The organism is Nonomuraea sp. NPDC004702 (assembly GCF_053601695.1).
In genome coordinates, this window is sequence record NZ_JBSGCE010000006.1 from 261,873 (window position 1) to 278,681 (window position 16,809).

A 16,809-nucleotide genomic window follows, 5' to 3' on the forward strand; every position below is an offset into this window, starting at 1 on the left:
ATGCGCAGGTGGCGGCTGGTGCTCGGGGGCGGCGACGCCGACGGCACCGGCTGCGCCCTGCAGGGTGCCGACGCGCAGATGGACGCGGCCCTGGCCGCCGTCTACGACCACGACGGCCGCGAGGGGCAGAGCCGGCGCGAGGGCGGCCTCGGGGCGTCCGCGCCGCGGGTGGCCCGCTGGCTGGGCGACATCCGCACGTACTTCCCGTCCACGGTCGTCCAGGTCATGCAGAAGGACGCGATCGAGCGGCTGAACCTCACCCGGCTGCTGCTCGAACCGGAGATGCTGGAGGCCGTGGAGCCCGACGTGCACCTGGTCGGCACGCTGCTCGCGCTCAACCGGGTGATGCCCGCGCAGGCCCGCGAGTCGGCCAGGGCGGTGGTGCGCAAGGTCGTCGAAGAGCTCGAACGACGGCTGGCCGACCGCACCCGGGCGGCGGTGACGGGCGCGCTCGACCGTTCAGCGCGCACCCACCGGCCCAGGCGGGTGGCCGACATCGACTGGGATCGGACGATCCGGGCGAACCTCAAGAACTACCTGCCCGACCGGAACACGGTCGTCCCGTCGCGGCTCGTCGGCTACGCGCGCCGGCAGCGGTCGGTGCAGCGCGAGGTGGTGCTCTGCATCGACCAGAGCGGTTCGATGGCGGCCTCGGTGGTGTATTCCAGCGTGTTCGGGGCGGTCCTGGCCTCGATGCGGTCGCTGAAGACGTCGCTGGTGGTGTTCGACACGGCGGTGGTCGACCTGACCGAGCAGTTGCACGACCCGGTCGAGCTGCTGTTCGGCACCCAGCTCGGCGGCGGCACCGACATCAACCGGGCGATCGCCTACTGCCAGGGCCTCGTCACCCGCCCGGCCGACTCCGTCTTCGTCCTGGTCAGCGACCTGTACGAGGGCGGCGTGCGCGAGGAGATGCTGCGCCGGGTGGCGGCGATGACCCAGGCCGGGGTGCAGGTGATCGTGCTGCTCGCGCTCTCCGACGAGGGCGCGCCCTTCTACGACCACGACAACGCCGCCGCGCTGGCCGCGATGGGCGTGCCCGCGTTCGCCTGCACCCCCGACGCCTTCCCCGACCTGATGGCCGCCGCCATCGAACGCCGCGACATCGCGCGCTGGGCCGAACGCCACGTCGGCACCTGACCGGGGCGCGCGGAAGACGGCGGCTCCGGACGCCGCGTCAGCACCTGCCCCGGGCGCGCGGACGGCCGCGGCTCCACCCCCGCAGGGGAGCCGCGGCCGGGCTGGCGCTCAGTGGCCGGCCTGTTCGGGGCGGGCCTTGCGCGGCATGAGGAACGACAGGGCGAACGTCACGGCCAGCAGCCCGACCTCGACCCAGACGGTCACCTGCATCGCCGAGCCGAAGCTCCACTCCTGCTTGAGCAGGTTGAAGAAGAGCGTGCCGAGCACGGCGGTGCCGAGCGCGCCGCCGAGCTGCTGGACGGCGGTCATCGTGCCCGAGGCCGACCCCGACTCGTGCGGCTCGACGCCGGCCAGCACGATGTCGAAGAACGGCGCCATGGTCAGGCCCATGCCGATGCCGACCAGCGCCAGCCCGGGGGCGAGCTGCCAGACGCCGACGTCGGTGCCGGCCAGCTGGATGGTCACCCCGAGCACGGCCGCGCCGGCGGCCATGACGACCACGCCGATCTGCAGCAGCCCGCGGCCCAGCTTCTCCTGGAGCCCGGACATGGCCAGGCCGAAGCCGAGCACGCCGCCGACCGCCTGGGGAAGGCTCGCCAGGCCCGCCTTGAGCGGGCTGAAGTGCAGGCCGGCCTGCATGTAGATGCTGAAGACCAGGCTGAGGCCGATCATGCCGGAGAAGAACGCCAGACCGGCCACCAGGCCGCCGGAGAAGGCCCGCTTGCGGAACAGGCTGGGCGTGACCAGCGGGTCCTTGCCGGACGCGGCGCGGCGCGACTCGTACCGGCCGAACACGGCGAAGACGACCAGCGAGGCGGCCATCGAGACGAACGTCCAGGCGGGCCAGTCGAGCTCGCGGCCCTGGATCAGCGGGTAGATCAGCAGGAACCCGGCCACCGAGACCAGGCCGACGCCGACCAGGTCGAGCCTGGTGGCGTTCGAGAGGCGGTACTCGGGCAGGAAGCGGATGCCGGCGACGGCGGCGGCCAGGCCGATCGGCAGGTTGATCAGGAAGATCATGCGCCAGCCGGTGCCGAAGAAGTCGGCGTCGACCAGCCAGCCGGCCAGCACGGGACCGCCGACCGACGAGATCGTCATGACGGGCCCGAACATGCCGAACGCCTTGCCCATCTCCTGCGGCGGGAACATCTCCTTGATCAGCCCCAGCCCCTGCGGCAGCATCACGGCGCCGAACAGGCCCTGCAGCACGCGGCTGGCGATGAGCATCTCGGGGCTGCCCGCCACTCCGCACAGCAGCGAGGCGGCGGTGAAGCCGAAGGCGCCGATGAGGAACATGCGCTTGCGGCCGAACAGGTCGCCGAGCCGCCCGCCGGTGACCAGGCCGACGGCCATGGCCAGGGTGTAACCGGCGCCGAGCCACTGCACGAGGCTGTCGCTGCCGCCCAGGTCGGCGCGGATGGTGGGGGCGGCGATCGTGGTGATCAGCGCGTCGAGCAGGTCCATCACCTCGGCGGCCAGGATCACGAAAAGGGCGGCCCAGCGCCACCGGTAGGGCGCGACGGCCTCCGTGGCCTGCCCCGCATTGGTCACTGTCACAGGAACTCCTTAGAACGCCGTTCTTAGGTACGAACACTGTTCGTTTACGAACACTGTTTTAGTGGCGAACACCGTTCGTGTCAAGTACAGTGTTCGCCATGGGGAGCAAGGAAGAAGCCGTGCCGGTGCCGCCGTGGCGCAAGTCCCGCAAGCAACCGCAGATTAGGCGGCAGCTCAGCCAGGACCTCATCGTCGAGACCGGGCTGCGCGTCCTCGACGCCGAAGGGCTCGACGCGCTCAGCATGAGACGCGTCGCCCAGGAGCTCGACACCGGCCCCGCCTCGCTGTACGCGCACGTGGCCAACAAGGAGGAGCTGCTCGAACTGGTCTACGACCGGGTGCTCGGCGAGATCCGGCTGCCCGAGCGCGACCCAGGCCAGTGGAAGGACCAGCTCAGGTCGTACGCGCTGGAGGTCTACCGGGTGCTGAACAGGCACGCCGACGTCGCCAGGGCGGCCCTGGCGAACATCCCCTCGGGCGGCAACTCGCTGCGCACCGGCGAGTTCGTCTACGGGCTGCTGGTGGAGGCCGGCATGCCGCCGCGCGAGGCCGCCCTGTGCCTCGACCGCCTGTCCCTCTACCTCATCGGCGACGCCTACGAGGGCTCGGTGCACATCAGCCGGATGCGCGCCGCCGGCGTGTCCTCTCAGGAGGAGTACTTCGCCTCCTTCGTCAGCCAGGTCGCCGACTACTACCGCGCCCTGCCCCGCGACCGCTTCCCCTACCTGGTCGAGCACATCGACGACCTGGTCGCCGCCGGCGGCGAGGAACGTTTCCGCTACGGCCTGGAACTGCTGCTCGACGGCATCGAGTCGCGCATGCCTTAGGCCCAATTGCCTAGGCCCCGCGCCCGATGTGCCGGTCCGGGCTTCCTCGTAGCTTTACCGTCATGACTACGACTGTTGATCCGATCGAGGACGTCGCCCCGGCCCCGGCCGGGGTGTTGTCCGCGCGGTACCGGGCGCTCAGCGTCGGCCTGGTCGCGCTCGTCATGCTGGTGGCCTTCGAGGCGATGGCGGTGGCGACCGCGATGCCGATCGTGGCCCGCGACCTTGACGGCATGCCCCTGTACAACCTGGCCTTCAGCGCCACCCTCGCGGCCAGCGTGATCGCGACCGTGCTCGGCGGCAGGTGGAGCGACGTGCGGGGGCCGGTGCAGCCGATCGCCGTCGGCGTGGTCGCCTTCGTGGCCGGGCTGCTGGTCGCCGGGTTCGCGCCCACGATGGAGGTGCTGGTCGCCGGACGGTTCGTCCAGGGGCTCGGCGCCGGGTTGATCCAGGTGTCCCTGTACGTGCTGGTCGCCCGGGTCTTCCCGGGGGTCATGCATCCCAAGGTGTTCGCGTTGTTCTCGGCCGCCTGGGTGGTGCCCTCCATGATCGGCCCGGCCATCGCCGGGTTCGTCGTGGAGAACGTGAGCTGGCGTTGGATCTTCCTCGGCGTCTCCGCGCTGGTCATCCCCGCGGCGCTGCTGCTGTGGCGCGGCACCGCGGGCCGCTCGGTCGAGCGCGGCTCCGCCGAACCCGCCCCCGGCATCGGCCGCAAGCTCGTCTGGGCCACGCTGACCGCCGTCGCCGCCGCCCTCATCCAGTACGGCAGCGCCGCGAAGCTGGACGGCCTGCCGCTGCTCGTGGCCGGCGTCGTCCTGCTGGCCGTGGCCCTGCCCAAGCTGCTGCTGCCCGGCTCGCTGCGCGCCGCCCGCGGCCTGCCGTCCGCCCCCGTGCTGCGCGGCCTGGCCTACGGCTCGCTCATGGCCGCCGAGGTGCTCATCCCGCTCATGCTGATGAAGGAGCGCGGCCTGACCGCCACCGGCGCGGGCGTCGTCCTCACGGTGGGGGCGCTCGGCTGGTCCACCGGCTCCTGGATCAAGGGCCGCGGCACGATCAGCCACATGGCCGCCATCCGCGGCGGCGCCGCGATGATCGCCGTCGGCATCGCGCTGGTGTCGCTCGTGCTCGTCGACTCCCTGCCCATCGCGATCGCCTACGTCGCCATGGCCGTCTCCGGCCTCGGCATCGGCGCGCTGCACCCCACGGTGTCCGTGCTGGTGCTGGAGATGTCCAAGGAGGGCGAGGAAGGGCAGAACAGCGCGGCCGTGGGCGTCGGCGAGTCGGTGTTCACCGTCGTGGCCGTCGCCGTCAGCGGCGCCCTGTTCACCGCCACGGGCGAGAACTACGCCGTGGGGCTCGGATTCACCGTCGTGCTCGCCGTCCTGGCCGTCGTGCTGGCCCCCCGTTTTGTGCAGTCCGCCAAGGCAGGCACTATGGAAGGGACCGCGTCATAGTGATGAGAACGTCATAGTGCTGAGAACGCTGCCAAACGCATCGGCGTGGATGGCCTTCACCAGGCGCGACGACTCTCTCGTCATGGCTTAAGGGGGGTTCATGCCGCGAGTGCGGGAGCTGGAGGTCTTCCGGCTGGTCCTGCCGTACGGCGCGAGGTCGGAGAGCCTGCTCGTCAAGCTCACCGACCACGGCGGCATGACCGGCTGGGGCGAGGCCGTCTCGCCGGAGCCCAAGGCCTGGTCGCGGCTGGAGGAGTCGCTGGCCGCGCTGCTGATCGGCGTCGACTGGGAGCACCCCGACGCCGTGCCGAGCGGCGATCCGGCCGTCGACATGGCCTGCTGGGACCTGTGGACCAGGATGCGCGGCGTGCCGCTCGCGCACGCGATCGGCGGCACCCGTACCTCGGTGATGGCCACCGTGCGCCTGGCGCCCGACCCGTCCGTCGAGAGCCTGGTCGCCCGCGTCAACCAGCAGGTCTGCGCCGGTTACGGGCACGTCACCCTCGACATCAGGCCCGGCTGGGACGTTGAGCCCGTACGCGCGGTCCGGCGCGCCTACCCCGCACTGACCCTGGCCGTCGACGGCGGCAACGCCTACACCGACCTCGGCCAGCTCGTCGCCCTCGACTCCTACGGCCTGGAGGTCATCGAGCGGCCCTTCCCGCTCGGCGACGTGCACGCGCACGCCGCGCTCCAGGACGACGTGGCCGCCTCGGTCGCCGTCGAGGTGCGCTCGACCGCCGAGCTGGACGACTACCTGACCCTGCGCGCCGCCAGGGTGCTCCTGCTGCGCCCCACCGCCTTCCCGTCGTTGTCGGAGGCCCGGCGGGCGCACGACCGGGCCGCCGCCGCCGGCTGGGACATCCAGTGCGCGGGCGGCCAGGGAGCCGGCCTGGCCAGGGCGGCCACGGTGGCGGTCGCCAGCCTGCCCGGCTGCACGCTGCCGTGCGACGTCACCCAGCCGCCGAAGCAGAACCAGATCGTCACGCCGCTGGTGGGCGCGAACGCGGGCGTCATCGCCGTCCCGCTCACCCAGCCCGGCCTGGGCCACACCATCGACGAGACCCGCCTCGGCCGCCTGGCCAAGGAGTCCTTCCACGCATGACCGGCCCGCACGACCCGCATGACCGACCCGGAGAGCCGATGACCGAGCGCGACCCCGACGCCGACGCCAGGCGGCTGGCCGCCCGATCGCTGGCCGCCGACGACCCGACCGGCTGGTTCGAGCACCTCTACGCCGAGTCGGCGACCGGCGACGCGATCGTGCCCTGGGACTCGCGCACCCCGCACTTCCTGCTCGTGGAGTGGACCGCCGGACGCGGCCCCGGCGGCGGACGGGCGCTCGTGGTGGGCGCGGGCCTGGGCGACGACGCCGAGCACGTGGCGGCCCTCGGTCACGCGACGGTCGCCTTCGACGTGAGCGCGTCGGCCGTGCGCCTGGCCCGCGAGCGGTTCCCGGACAGCCCGGTCGACTACGTCACCGCCGACCTGCTCGACCCGCCCGCCGCCTGGCGGCACGCCTTCGACCTGGTGGTGGAGATCATGACCGTGCAGGCCCTCCCGGAGGAGCTGCACGCCCGCGCCACGGAGAGCGTCGCCGGGTTCGTCCGCCCCGGCGGCACGCTGCTGGTGATCGCGTCCGGCCGCGAGGACGGCGGGCCGGTCGGCGCCCCGCCGTGGCCGCTGACGGCGTCGGAGATCGCGGCGTTCGCGACCGGCGGGCTGACGGCTGAGCGGATCGAGGACCTGCGCGACGGCGGACGCCACCGCTGGCGCGCCACCTTCCGCCGCCCCCGCTGACCCCGCCGGTCCCGCTTCCGCTACGCCGCCTCGTACAGCGTCTCCATGGCCAGCCGCTCGCGCACGGCCAGGTCGTACAGCAGCGTCCCCGCCTGGTCGAGCGGCTGTTGCCGGCCGGTCTCCCCGGCCTGGGCCAGCAGGTCGGCCACCTCGCTCCACTTGGGCGCCAGCGCCATGTACGCCTGGCAGGCCGTCTCCAGGGCCTTGCCGGGCGCGATCATCTGGGCCTCGGCCAGGAACTCGGTGTAGAGGTTGCGGAAGAACGCGCCGCCCGTGCCGCCCCGCTCCATGAGGTTGGCCGTACGCGTGAGCTGCGCGGTCGGCCCGCGCTCCAGCCAGGTGGGGATGAGCGCGGCGGCCTGCTCGATGCCCCGGTAGCCGACGTTCCTCATCGCCGGGTTGAGGAAGGCGGCGGCGGTGGACCGGACGGCCGTCCTGACGGCCTGCGGCAGGTCGGGCTCGGCGCACGGCCCCAGCGTGTACGACAGGTTGTGCGCCGTCATCGGCCCGGTCGCCGCGCGGGCCCGTTCGAGCGAGTCGAGCGGGACCCGGTTGCGGGTGCCCTGCTGGGCGGTGTCCACGAGGTGGGCGTGGCCCTCGTCGTAACCGACCATCGCCACGTAGTGGCCGCCGAAGTGGTAGGGCGTCCTGATGTAGTCGAGGTGATAGCAGTCGAGCCGGATCCCGACGGGGGTGCCCTCGTCGAGGTGCCGGCGAACGTTCGACCAGGCCGTGATGGGGGAGGAGGTCTCCTGCGTGTCCAGCGTGAACCCGAGCGCGGCGGCCAGCTTCTCGGTGAGCGCGTGCGGCTTGACCCGTCCGCCGATCAGCGGGACGTCCAGCGAGCCGCTGTCCCAGTAGATGAAGCTCAGCCCTTCGCCCAGCCCGAACAGCATCGCCTCCGACAGCTCCACGCCCGCGTGCCGCAGCAGCGTGCCGGCGGTGGTCGTCTCACAGTGACGCCCTTCGAAGGGCGGAACGAGATCGATGAGCACAAGCCCAGTGTGCAGGATGACCTGCGGATTCACCTGCCGGGCGGCCCGGCGTGCCACGGAAAACCGGTGGAAGCACCCCGAGGTGCGCACGGGATGATGGGCGCATGAACACCCTGGTCGCACCTCCTGCCCGCACGGGCGCCGAACGGCTGCCCGATGGCCGCCTCCTGGGCTGGGCCGAGTGGGGGCCGCCGGACGGGAGGCCGGTCCTGCTCTCCCCGGGGGCCGCCACCAGCCGCCGGCTCGGCATGGGCGCGGCGGCGCCCGACGACCTCGGCGTGCGCCTGATCTCCCTGGACCGGCCCGGACTGGGCGCCTCCACCCCCGCGCCGGGCCGCACGTTCGCCGGGTTCGCCGCCGACGTCGAGGTCTTCGCCGGGCTGCGCGGCCTCGGGCGTCCGGCCATGGTGGGCAACTCGCAGGGCGCGCCGTTCGCGCTCGCCTGCGCCGCCGCCGGCGTGACCGGCGCGCTGGCCCTGGTCTCGGCCGCCGACGAGGTGGCCGACCCGCGCTTCGCCGGCGCGCTGCCCGCCGAGCTGCGGCAGCTGACGGACCTGTCCACGCGCGACCCGGAGGCGGCCGAGCGGATCTTCGCGGGCTTCACCCCGCAGGCGATGTGGGATCTGGTGATGGGCGGCAGCCCGGCCTGCGACCTGGCCGTCTACCAGCGGCCCGAGTTCGCCGCCGGATATCGCGAGGCGCTGGCGGAGGCGTTCGCGCAGGGGCCGGCCGGTTACGCCCGCGACACCGTCCTGGCGATGGGCCGCTGGGGCGTCGACCTGTCGTCGATCACGGCGCCGGTCGACGTCTGGTACGGCGAGCACGACGCCACCCACTCGCCCGACCTGGGGGAGGGCCTGACCGCCCGCATCCCGGGAGCCGTGCGGCACGTCGTGCCCGGCGCCGGCGGCGCGCTGCTCTGGACGCACCCCCACCGGATCCTGCGCGCCCTGCTTGACCGCAGTGCGGCCTCAGCCCACCGGTGAGTCCTGGGCGAAGGTGATCACCATGTACCGGCCGTTGGAGTAGCTGACCACCGGCCGGCCGAGCAGCTCGCCCACCTTGCGGGCGACCCCCTGGAAGACCTCCACCAGCTCGGCGCTGTCGGCGCTCACCCTGAACCGGCCGTTCTCGGCCAGGTGCTGGGCCACGAGGGGGACGAAGCCGGCCTCGGCCCGCACTCTCTCCTCGGCGTCGAGAGGGGTGCGCCGGACGGCGGGCGAGCTGCCGAGGGGGTGGGACATCGCGAATCTCCTCCAGGTTTGCCGAGTCCCCCAGCATGCCATCCGTGACCGGGCTCGTCAGGGCGTCCGGCTCAACCCGCGCCACATCCCTCGGTGAGCCCCTTGGTCGGCGGCGCGGAGGGCTGGGTGGACTTCCTGGGCGAGGGGCCGCCCGTGGCCGACGCCGTGGCCGACGGGCTCGCCGACGGGGTCGCGGAGGCGGCGACGGCGGACGTGGTCGCGGCCGAGTCGCGCACGGCCTTGGCGGTCAGCCGGCGGATCTTGTCCCAGTCGGGGTAGCCGGTGCGGATCAGCGGCGGCACGAACTGCAGGCTCGTCACCTTCGCGTTCTTGACCTTGAGCGCCAGCGGCACCAGGTTCGTCAGCATCGAGCGCGGGATGTCGGTCCTGATCAGCTCCTTGGCGGCCAGCGCGATCCGGTTGAAGCGGACCAGCACGGTCGCCGGGTCGGCCTGGTCCAGCAGCGCGCCGAGCACGCAGCGCTGCCGCCGCATCCTGGTGTAGTCGTCGCTGAAGGTGCGGGAGCGGGCGTACCACATCGCGTCGGCGCCCTTGAGCTTCCTGGTGCCGGCCTTGACGAGGCCCTCGTTGTACTTGCCGAACACCACGTCCTGCTCGACGGTGAGCGTGATGCCGCCGATGGCGTCGATGAGCCGGGCGAAGCCCCACATGTTGACCAGGGCGTACCAGTCGATCTTCAGGCCGAGGGTGTAGCCGATGGTGTCCATGAGCACCTGCGGGCCCTGCTGCCGGCGGCCGCCGAAGATCTCCGGGTGGGCGTCGGCGTACTCCCAGACGCTGTTGAGCAGGTCGCTGCGGCCGCCGCCGGGGTCGGGCGGCAGGCGGAAGCCGTCGGGGAATCGCTGGGCCATGGGCGTGCCGGGACGGAAGCGCACGTTCTCCAGGTTGCGCGGCAGGCTGACCAGCACGGTGTTGCCGGACTTCACGTCGATGCTGGCCACGTTCACGCTGTCGGTGCGCACGCCGGTGCGGTTGTCGTCGGCGTCGCCGCCGAGGAGCAGGATGTTGACCCGGTCACGACCGGCCCACGGGTCCCGCGGCGGCTCCTGCCCGGCCGGGACGGCGGGTTCGGCCGGCTCGGGGCCGGTGAAGATGTCGTCGAGGGTCTGCTGGGACATCCACACGTTCTGCGCGACCAGCCCGAACGGCACCACCACGGCGACGGCGAGCAGCCCCGCGAGGGTGCCGGCCAGGATCTGGCCGTTCTGCGGCAGCCGCCCGGGACGCAGCACCACGAAGGAGTGCACGATCACCGTGAACCAGGCGACGCCCAGCGCCGCGGCTCCGACGACGATCGCGGTCAGCCACGAGTCCTGGGTCAGCGAGCCCAGCAGGTTGTTGGTCGTCAGCGCGAGTGCCAGCAGCGCCAGCAGGCCGGCGAAGTAGCACGACAGCAGGATCAGGCCGGTCGTGCGCCGGCCGGCACGCAGATGGGCGGCCCCGGGCGCCAGCGCCGAGAGCGCCAGCCAGCCGAGGACCGCTCCCGCGCTCACCGGTTCCTTACCCTGCACGGCATCCCCGTTCCCCGAACTCCACCGTAACCCGCAGGCACGGACAGCGCGGGCAGCCTACGCATTGGATGCGAAATATGTCTTTATCGGAGGGTGAACATCGGTAACCGAATAAGATTCGGGTCATGGCCTTCTCCGAGATCGAGTACCACGTGGCCGATCGCGTCGCCACCATCACACTGTCTCGCCCCGAGCGGCTCAACGCCTTCACCCTGACCATGCGCGCCGAGCTGATCAGCGCGTTCGACCTCGCCGACGCCGACGACGACGTGCGCGCGGTGGTCGTCACGGGAGCCGGGCGGGCCTTCTGCGCGGGGGCCGACCTGGGCGGCGGCGGAGGCACGTTCGGCCACCGGGCGGAGGCCGAACCGGCCGAGCTGGTCGAGGGTGCGCCGCGCGACGGCGGCGGCACGGTCGCGCTGCGGATCGCCGCCTCGCTCAAGCCCGTCATCGCCGCGATCAACGGCCCGGCGGTGGGCGTGGGCGTCACGATGACGCTGCCCATGGACGTCCGGCTGGCCGCCGAGAGCGCCAGATTCGGGTTCGTGTTCGCCCGGCGCGGCATCGTCACGGAGGCGGCGTCGAGCTGGTTCCTGCCCCGGGTGGTCGGCATCTCGCGGGCCATGGAGTGGGCGGTGACCGGCCGGGTCTTCCCCGCCGCAGAGGCGCTGGAGGGCCGCCTGGTCTCGCGGGTGCTGCCGGACGAGGAACTGCTGCCCGCCGCGTACGCGCTCGGCCGCGAGATCGCCGAGAACACCTCGGCCGTCTCCGTCGCCGCCGTGCGCAGGCTGATGTGGTCGGGCCTGTCGGCCGCCTCGCCGTGGGAGGCGCACGCCGCCGACTCCAGGCTCATGGCCGAACTCGGGGGCGCGGCCGACACGGTGGAGGGGGTGACGGCGTTCCTGGAGAAGCGTCCGGCCGACTTCCCGATGAAGGTGAGCACCGACCTTCCGCCCGGCGTCCCCACATGGCCGGACAATCCATATTCTGTCTGATATGTACGAGATCACCGTTCTCCCCATGCAGCCCGACTTCGAGGGCGAGGTCGTCGCGACCCTGATCTCCAGGAAGACCGGTTCGCGCAGGGCGGTGCTCTACGTCCACGGGTTCACCGACTACTTCTTCCAGGACCATCTGGCCGACCACTACGTCCAGCGCGGCATCGACTTCTACGCCCTCGACCTGCGCAAGTACGGCCGCTCACTGCTCCCGCACCAGACCAGAGGGCTGATCAGGAGCGTCACCGACTACTTCCCCGAGATCGACGAGGCAGTCCGGCTCATCCGCCGCGACCACGACGAGCTGACCGTCAACGCGCACTCCACCGGCGGCCTGATCACCGCGCTGTGGGCCGACCGGGTCCGCGGCCGGGGCCTGGTGCAGGGGCTCGTGCTCAACAGCCCGTTCCTCGACCTCAACGTGCCGGCCCCGCTCCGGCTGGCCGCCGACCTGCTCAAGACCCCGATGTCCTACGTCCGGCGGCCGCTGCCCCTCGGCATCAGCACCGCCTACGGCCAGAGCCTGCACCGCACCGAACAGGGCGAATGGGACTACGACCTCGAACTCAAGCCGCTGGTCGGGTTCTCCGTGCACGCCATGTGGCTGGCCGCCATCCGGCGGGCCCAGCGGCGGCTGCACCGCGGGCTGGCGGTGGACGTGCCGGTGCTCGTCCTGGCCTCCTCCACGGGTCTGCGGGTACGCGACTTCGTGCCCGAGGCGCGCTCGGCCGACATCGTGCTCGACCCGGAGCACATGGCCCGCTGGGCCACCTCGATCGGCCCCCACGTCACCTGCGTGCGCATCCAGGACGGCGTGCACGACCTGGTGCTGTCGGCCGAGCCCGCGCGCAAGCAGGTCTTCGCCGAACTCGACCGCTGGATGAACGCCTACCAGGGCACTTCCTACCAGGGGAACGAGAACAGGCCGTAGTAGGCCGCCGCCACCAGGAGCAGCCCGGTGCCGCCGAGCACGCCGCCGATCGCCACGTACTGCCACCGGGTGGGCCGCATGCCCTCGCGCAGCGCCGACACGTACGCGGCCACCGCCGTGACCTCCTGGACCAGCATGAGCACGGCCAGCACGCGGACCACCAGCCAGCCGGCCAGCACGGCCGGCCAGGCGCCCGCCTGGTTCACCGAGAACAGCACCAGCAGCATGATGAACGCCACGACCGAGGCCAGCAGGCCGAGGCCCGTCCACGCCATCCTGCGCAGCCTGCGCCTGATCGGCGGCCACAGCCGGGCGTTGGTCTCGACCGGCTCCCTGCCGTGACCGCGCAGCCGGACGACCATCGCCGCCACCGGGCCGGCCACGTACCCGACGGCGGCCAGGCAGATGGTCAGCCCCAGCATCGTGCCGCCCGCGTACCAGGGGGCCGCGGGCACGTCGCTGGCCTCGAACCGCTGGACCGGCGTGCTGCCCGCCATGTGCGCCGACGGCCTGGCGGTGCCCGGCAGGCCGGTGATCCAGTTGGCCAGCGTCTCCAGGTAGCCCTTGGTGAACGGGCCGCCGTTGACCCGCATCGCGTGGTCGCCCTTGTCCATGAAGCGGATCGTGTACCGGTCGTTGCCCGCCTCGGTGAGCGCCGTGACCAGCGCCTTGGTGGACTCCACGAAGGGGATCGAGGGGTCGGTCGTGCCGTAGAACGCCAGGACCGGCTGCTTGACCTGACGTAAGGCCGGCATCGCGTCGTAACGCAGGAAGGTGAAGCCGACGCCGCCCATCGCCCTGGTCAGCAGGTCGCGGGCGCCGATGGGGGCGTGCAGCCGCAGCAGCTGCTCGTTCAGGGCCCAGGCGACCTGCCGTAGCGGCGAGACGTTCGGCGAGGAGACCAGCACCGCGAAGCCCACCGCCGCGCTCTTCGCCGCCGCGATCGGGACGACCCAGCCGCCCTCGCTGACCCCCCACAGCCCGACGCGCGAGGCGTCCACCTCCGGCCGGGTGCGCAGGTACTCCACCATGCGCAGCGCGTCGTCGGCCAGCAGCCCGAAGTCGCGGTCGCGGAAGTCGTAGCCGACCGTGCGCTTGTCGAACGCGATCGTCGCCACGCCCGCCCTGGCCAGGAACTCCGCCTGCGGCGTGAACTCCGTCCGCGACCCGTTGCCCGACCCCGACACGAACACCATCGCCGGGTGCGGGCCGGGCGAGAGCGGCACGCGTAAGGTGCCCTCCAGGCGCTGGCCCTCGGCCGGCAGCGAGATCTCCTCCCGCCGCACGGGGGCGGCCGCAACCACCGGGCGCAGCTCGTCGGCCGGTTGCGGGGGAATCGCGGCGAACGCCGGATCCGCCTTCAGCGGCGGCGGGTCGAACGCGGGCGGCAACACGTAGCCGACCGACGCGAGAGCCACCAGCACCAGGCCGGCGGCGACGCTCAAGGTGCCACGGCCAGTGCGCATCGGCCTCCCCATGTGCGTTGGTTTGCCCGCCGATCATCCAGCCTACTCCCGGCTTCTGTGACGGGAGGGGCCGCATTTGTCGGTGAGAGATGTTAGCTTCCTGCGACATGCGGATCCTGCACACCTCCGACTGGCACCTCGGGCGCTCCTTCCATCGGGAGAGCCTGCTCGGGGCGCAGGCCGCGTTCGTCGACCACCTGGTCGAGACGGTGCGCGCCGAGCGGGTCGACGTCGTGGCCGTCTCCGGCGACGTCTACGACCGCGCCCTGCCGCCGGTCGACGCGGTGGCCCTGCTCTCCGACGCGCTGGCCCGCCTGCGCGCCGCCGGGGCGCGGGTGGTGCTGATCAGCGGCAACCACGACTCGGCGCTGCGGCTGGGGTTCGGGTCGGCGCTGTTCGAGTCCTCGGGGGTGCACGTCCGCACCGAGCCCGCGCAGTCGTGGGAGCCGGTGCTGGTCGGCGACGTCGCCTTCTACGGCATCCCCTACCTGGAGCCCGAGCTGGTGCGCACCCCCTGGCAGCTGCCCGACCGCGGCCACACCGCCGCGATCTCCCACGCGATGAGCCGCGTGCGCGCCGACGCCGTCCGCCATCGGGCCGCCGTCGTGCTGGCCCACTGCTTCGTGACCGGTGGCCAGGCCAGCGACAGCGAGCGCGACATCAGCGTGGGCGGCGTGTCCCACGTCCCCCTGTCGGCCTTCGACGGCGTCGACTACGTCGCGCTCGGCCACCTGCACGGGCGGCAGCGCATGTCCGAGACCGTGCGCTACTCCGGCTCCCCGCTGGCCTACTCCTTCTCCGAGACCGGCCACGTCAAGGGCTGCTGGCTGGTCACGCTCGGCTCGGGCGCGGAGTTCGTGCCCGCGCCCGTGCCCCGGCCGGTCGGGCGGCTCCGCGGCGACCTCGACGACCTGCTGACCCTGCCCGCCTTCTCCGCCTGCGAAGACCACTGGCTGCAGATCACCCTGACCGACGCCGTCCGTCCCAAGCAGGCCATGGACCGGCTGCGGGCCCGTTTCCCGCACGCCCTCGCCCTGTCGTTCGACCCGGTGGGCGCGGCGCCCGCCGCCGGCCCGGTGCGGGTCAGCGGGCGGCCCGAGGCCGAGGTCGCCCTCGACTTCGTCCGCGAGGTGCGCGGCGAGCCCGCCGCGCCCGAGGAGGAAGAGCTGCTGAGACAGGCGGTCGAGGCGTCGCGGACGAAGGAGACGATGGCGTAGATGCGGCCGCACCTGCTCTCCCTCACGGCCTTCGGCTCCTTCCCCGGCACCGAGACGGTCGACTTCGACGCCCTCACCGAGGCGGGCCTGTTCCTCATCCACGGGCCCACCGGGGCGGGCAAGACCACGATCCTCGACGCGCTCTGCTTCGCCCTCTACGGCGTCGTGCCCGGCCAGCGCAACAGCGCCCGCAGCCTGCGCTGCGACCACGCGCCCGCCGGCGCCGGCCCCTCGGTGACGCTGGAGGTCACGATCCGGGGCCGTTCGCTGCGCATCCGGCGGTCGCCGTCGTGGCAGCGTCCCAAGTTGCGCGGCGCCGGGTTCACCGAGGAGAAGGCCAAGGTCGTCGTCGAGGAGCGCCGCGGGGCCGCCTGGCAGGGGCTCACGACCCGGCTCGACGAGGCGGGCGACCTGGTGGGCGGGCTGCTCGGGATGAACGCCGAGCAGTTCTGCCAGGTGGTGATGTTGCCGCAGGGCGACTTCGCCAAGTTCCTGCGCGCCGACGGCGACGACCGCGCCCGGCTGCTGGAGCGGCTGTTCACCGTCAAGGTGTTCACCCAGGCCGAGGCGTGGCTGGCCGAGCGGCGGCGGGCCACGGGGCGGGAGGAGCAGGAGCTGGGGCGCGAGGTCGCCTTCGCCGTCGAACGCCTGGAGGAGGCCGCCGGGCCCCTCCTCGCCCCCGCGCCGGACGGCGGTGCGGGGGCCGGCCCCGTCCTCGCCTCCGCGCCGGACGGCGGTGCCGGCGACGGGGGGTTGCCGTCGGCGGCGGACGATCCGCTCGGATGGGCCGGCGCGTTGCTGGACGCGGCGCGGGCCGTCGTCCACCGGTGCGAGGAGCGGCACGCCGCCGCGGGCGACGCCGTACGCGCGGCGCGGTCGCGCTTCGAGCAGGCCGCCGCCCTCGCCGACCGCCGCCGCCGCCACGCCGAGGCCCTGACCCTGCGCCGCACCCTCGACGAGCGCGCCGACGAACGCGCCGACCTCCAGGCCGTCATCGACGACGCCGCCCGCGCCGACCGCGTGCTCCCGCTCATCACGGCCGCCGGGCAGCGCGCCGAGGCCGCCGCCAAGGCCCGCGCCATGGTCGCCGACGCCCTGGCCCGCGCCCGTCCCCTCCTCACCCGCCGATCCACGCCAGGCGTCGAGGGGCCGGCGAGCGGCGCGGAGCCGTCGGTGGAGGAGCTGGAGGGCCTGGAGCGGGAGCGCCGCGCCGAGCTGGCCCGGCTGTCCGAGCTGCTCACCGAGGAGGCCCGGCTGTCGGTCGTCCGGCGCGACCTGTCGCGGGTGGCGCAGGAGCTGTCCGAGCTGGTCAGCGCCGACGAGACCGCCGCCGCGCGGCTCGCCGTCCTGCCCGGCCTGGTCGCCGACGCCGAGAACAGGCTCGCCGGCGCGCGGGTGGCCGCGGCGCGCATCCCGGCGGCCCAGGCCGTACGCGACGCCGCCGCCGACCTGATCGACGTCGACCGGGAGCTCGCCGCGCTGGCCGGTGAGCTGGAGGCGCTGGCCCGGCGCGAGGCCGAGGTGGCGGCGGCCGAGGCCGAGCTGCCGGCCCGGCTGGCCGCGGCGGAGGCCGCCCTGGCCGGGACGCGAATAATCGCTCGGCAGGCTCAGGATGATCACACTAGACTGTCTCCCTCATTCTTGATCA

At 73.1% G+C, this 16,809-nt stretch carries 15 protein-coding genes; 10 read left to right on the top strand and 5 right to left on the bottom strand.

Annotated features, from left to right (window positions below; translation table 11 throughout):
- The gene (locus ACWEJ6_RS11280) at positions 1–1,140 is read left to right on the top strand and encodes a VWA domain-containing protein (protein ID WP_358285975.1); all 1,140 of its coding nucleotides are present in this window, start codon (positions 1–3) and stop codon (positions 1,138–1,140) included.
- Positions 1,141–1,248: 108 nt separating this feature from the next.
- On the opposite strand, the gene ACWEJ6_RS11285 is transcribed toward ACWEJ6_RS11280, so the two are convergent.
- Positions 1,249–2,697, bottom strand: coding sequence for a DHA2 family efflux MFS transporter permease subunit (locus ACWEJ6_RS11285; protein WP_387664296.1), 1,449 nt, complete (start codon positions 2,695–2,697; stop codon positions 1,249–1,251).
- A 98-nt stretch (positions 2,698–2,795) separates the two neighbouring features.
- Here ACWEJ6_RS11285 and ACWEJ6_RS11290 point away from each other — a divergent pair, with 98 nt between their 5' ends.
- From ACWEJ6_RS11290 to ACWEJ6_RS11305, 4 genes are all read left to right on the top strand, one after another.
- Entirely contained in the window at positions 2,796–3,524 is a 729-nt protein-coding gene (locus tag ACWEJ6_RS11290) for a TetR/AcrR family transcriptional regulator C-terminal domain-containing protein (protein ID WP_387664298.1), read from the top strand.
- 62 nt (positions 3,525–3,586) lie between these two features.
- Positions 3,587–4,978, top strand: coding sequence for an MFS transporter (locus ACWEJ6_RS11295; protein ID WP_452423062.1), 1,392 nt, complete (start codon positions 3,587–3,589; stop codon positions 4,976–4,978).
- Between the two features lie 100 nt (positions 4,979–5,078).
- Complete coding sequence (locus tag ACWEJ6_RS11300) at positions 5,079–6,083, top strand: enolase C-terminal domain-like protein (RefSeq protein WP_357964663.1); 1,005 nt, start codon at positions 5,079–5,081, stop codon at positions 6,081–6,083.
- A 38-nt stretch (positions 6,084–6,121) separates the two neighbouring features.
- A complete protein-coding gene (locus ACWEJ6_RS11305) occupies positions 6,122–6,778 on the top strand; it encodes a class I SAM-dependent methyltransferase (protein WP_358285060.1) in 657 nt (218 codons plus the stop codon).
- 20 nt (positions 6,779–6,798) lie between these two features.
- Here ACWEJ6_RS11305 and ACWEJ6_RS11310 read toward each other — a convergent pair whose 3' ends face one another.
- The gene (locus ACWEJ6_RS11310; protein WP_387664306.1) at positions 6,799–7,773 is read right to left on the bottom strand and encodes a BtrH N-terminal domain-containing protein; all 975 of its coding nucleotides are present in this window, start codon (positions 7,771–7,773) and stop codon (positions 6,799–6,801) included.
- A 104-nt stretch (positions 7,774–7,877) separates the two neighbouring features.
- On the opposite strand from ACWEJ6_RS11310, the gene ACWEJ6_RS11315 reads away from it, so the two are divergent.
- Positions 7,878–8,759, top strand: coding sequence for an alpha/beta fold hydrolase (locus tag ACWEJ6_RS11315; RefSeq protein WP_452423064.1), 882 nt, complete (start codon positions 7,878–7,880; stop codon positions 8,757–8,759).
- Here the strand turns inward: ACWEJ6_RS11315 and ACWEJ6_RS11320 are convergent.
- Entirely contained in the window at positions 8,745–9,017 is a 273-nt protein-coding gene (locus ACWEJ6_RS11320; protein WP_387664310.1) for a hypothetical protein, read from the bottom strand. The two genes, ACWEJ6_RS11315 and ACWEJ6_RS11320, sit on opposite strands and share 15 nt — an antisense overlap.
- Positions 9,018–9,088: 71 nt before the next feature.
- On the bottom strand, positions 9,089–10,549 hold the full coding sequence (locus ACWEJ6_RS11325; protein WP_452423067.1) for an LCP family protein: 1,461 nt from the start codon (positions 10,547–10,549) through the stop codon (positions 9,089–9,091).
- Positions 10,550–10,674: 125 nt separating this feature from the next.
- On the opposite strand from ACWEJ6_RS11325, the gene ACWEJ6_RS11330 reads away from it, so the two are divergent.
- Entirely contained in the window at positions 10,675–11,544 is an 870-nt protein-coding gene (locus ACWEJ6_RS11330) for an enoyl-CoA hydratase-related protein (RefSeq protein WP_452423069.1), read from the top strand.
- A gap of 1 nt (position 11,545) precedes the next feature.
- Positions 11,546–12,478, top strand: coding sequence for an alpha/beta hydrolase (locus ACWEJ6_RS11335; protein ID WP_452423071.1), 933 nt, complete (start codon positions 11,546–11,548; stop codon positions 12,476–12,478).
- Here the strand turns inward: ACWEJ6_RS11335 and ACWEJ6_RS11340 are convergent.
- Positions 12,451–13,944 (bottom strand): alpha/beta hydrolase family protein, encoded by a 1,494-nt coding sequence (locus ACWEJ6_RS11340; protein WP_387664318.1) that lies wholly within the window; start codon positions 13,942–13,944, stop codon positions 12,451–12,453. The genes ACWEJ6_RS11335 and ACWEJ6_RS11340 overlap by 28 nt on opposite strands.
- Before the next feature lie 107 nt (positions 13,945–14,051).
- Between ACWEJ6_RS11340 and ACWEJ6_RS11345 the strand changes: the two genes are divergently transcribed.
- Together ACWEJ6_RS11345 and ACWEJ6_RS11350 are read left to right on the top strand one after the other, a co-directional pair.
- The gene (locus ACWEJ6_RS11345; RefSeq protein ID WP_452423073.1) at positions 14,052–15,161 is read left to right on the top strand and encodes an exonuclease SbcCD subunit D; all 1,110 of its coding nucleotides are present in this window, start codon (positions 14,052–14,054) and stop codon (positions 15,159–15,161) included.
- The coding region (locus ACWEJ6_RS11350) for an AAA family ATPase (protein ID WP_452423075.1) at positions 15,162–16,809 on the top strand (1,648 nt) is incomplete at its 3' end.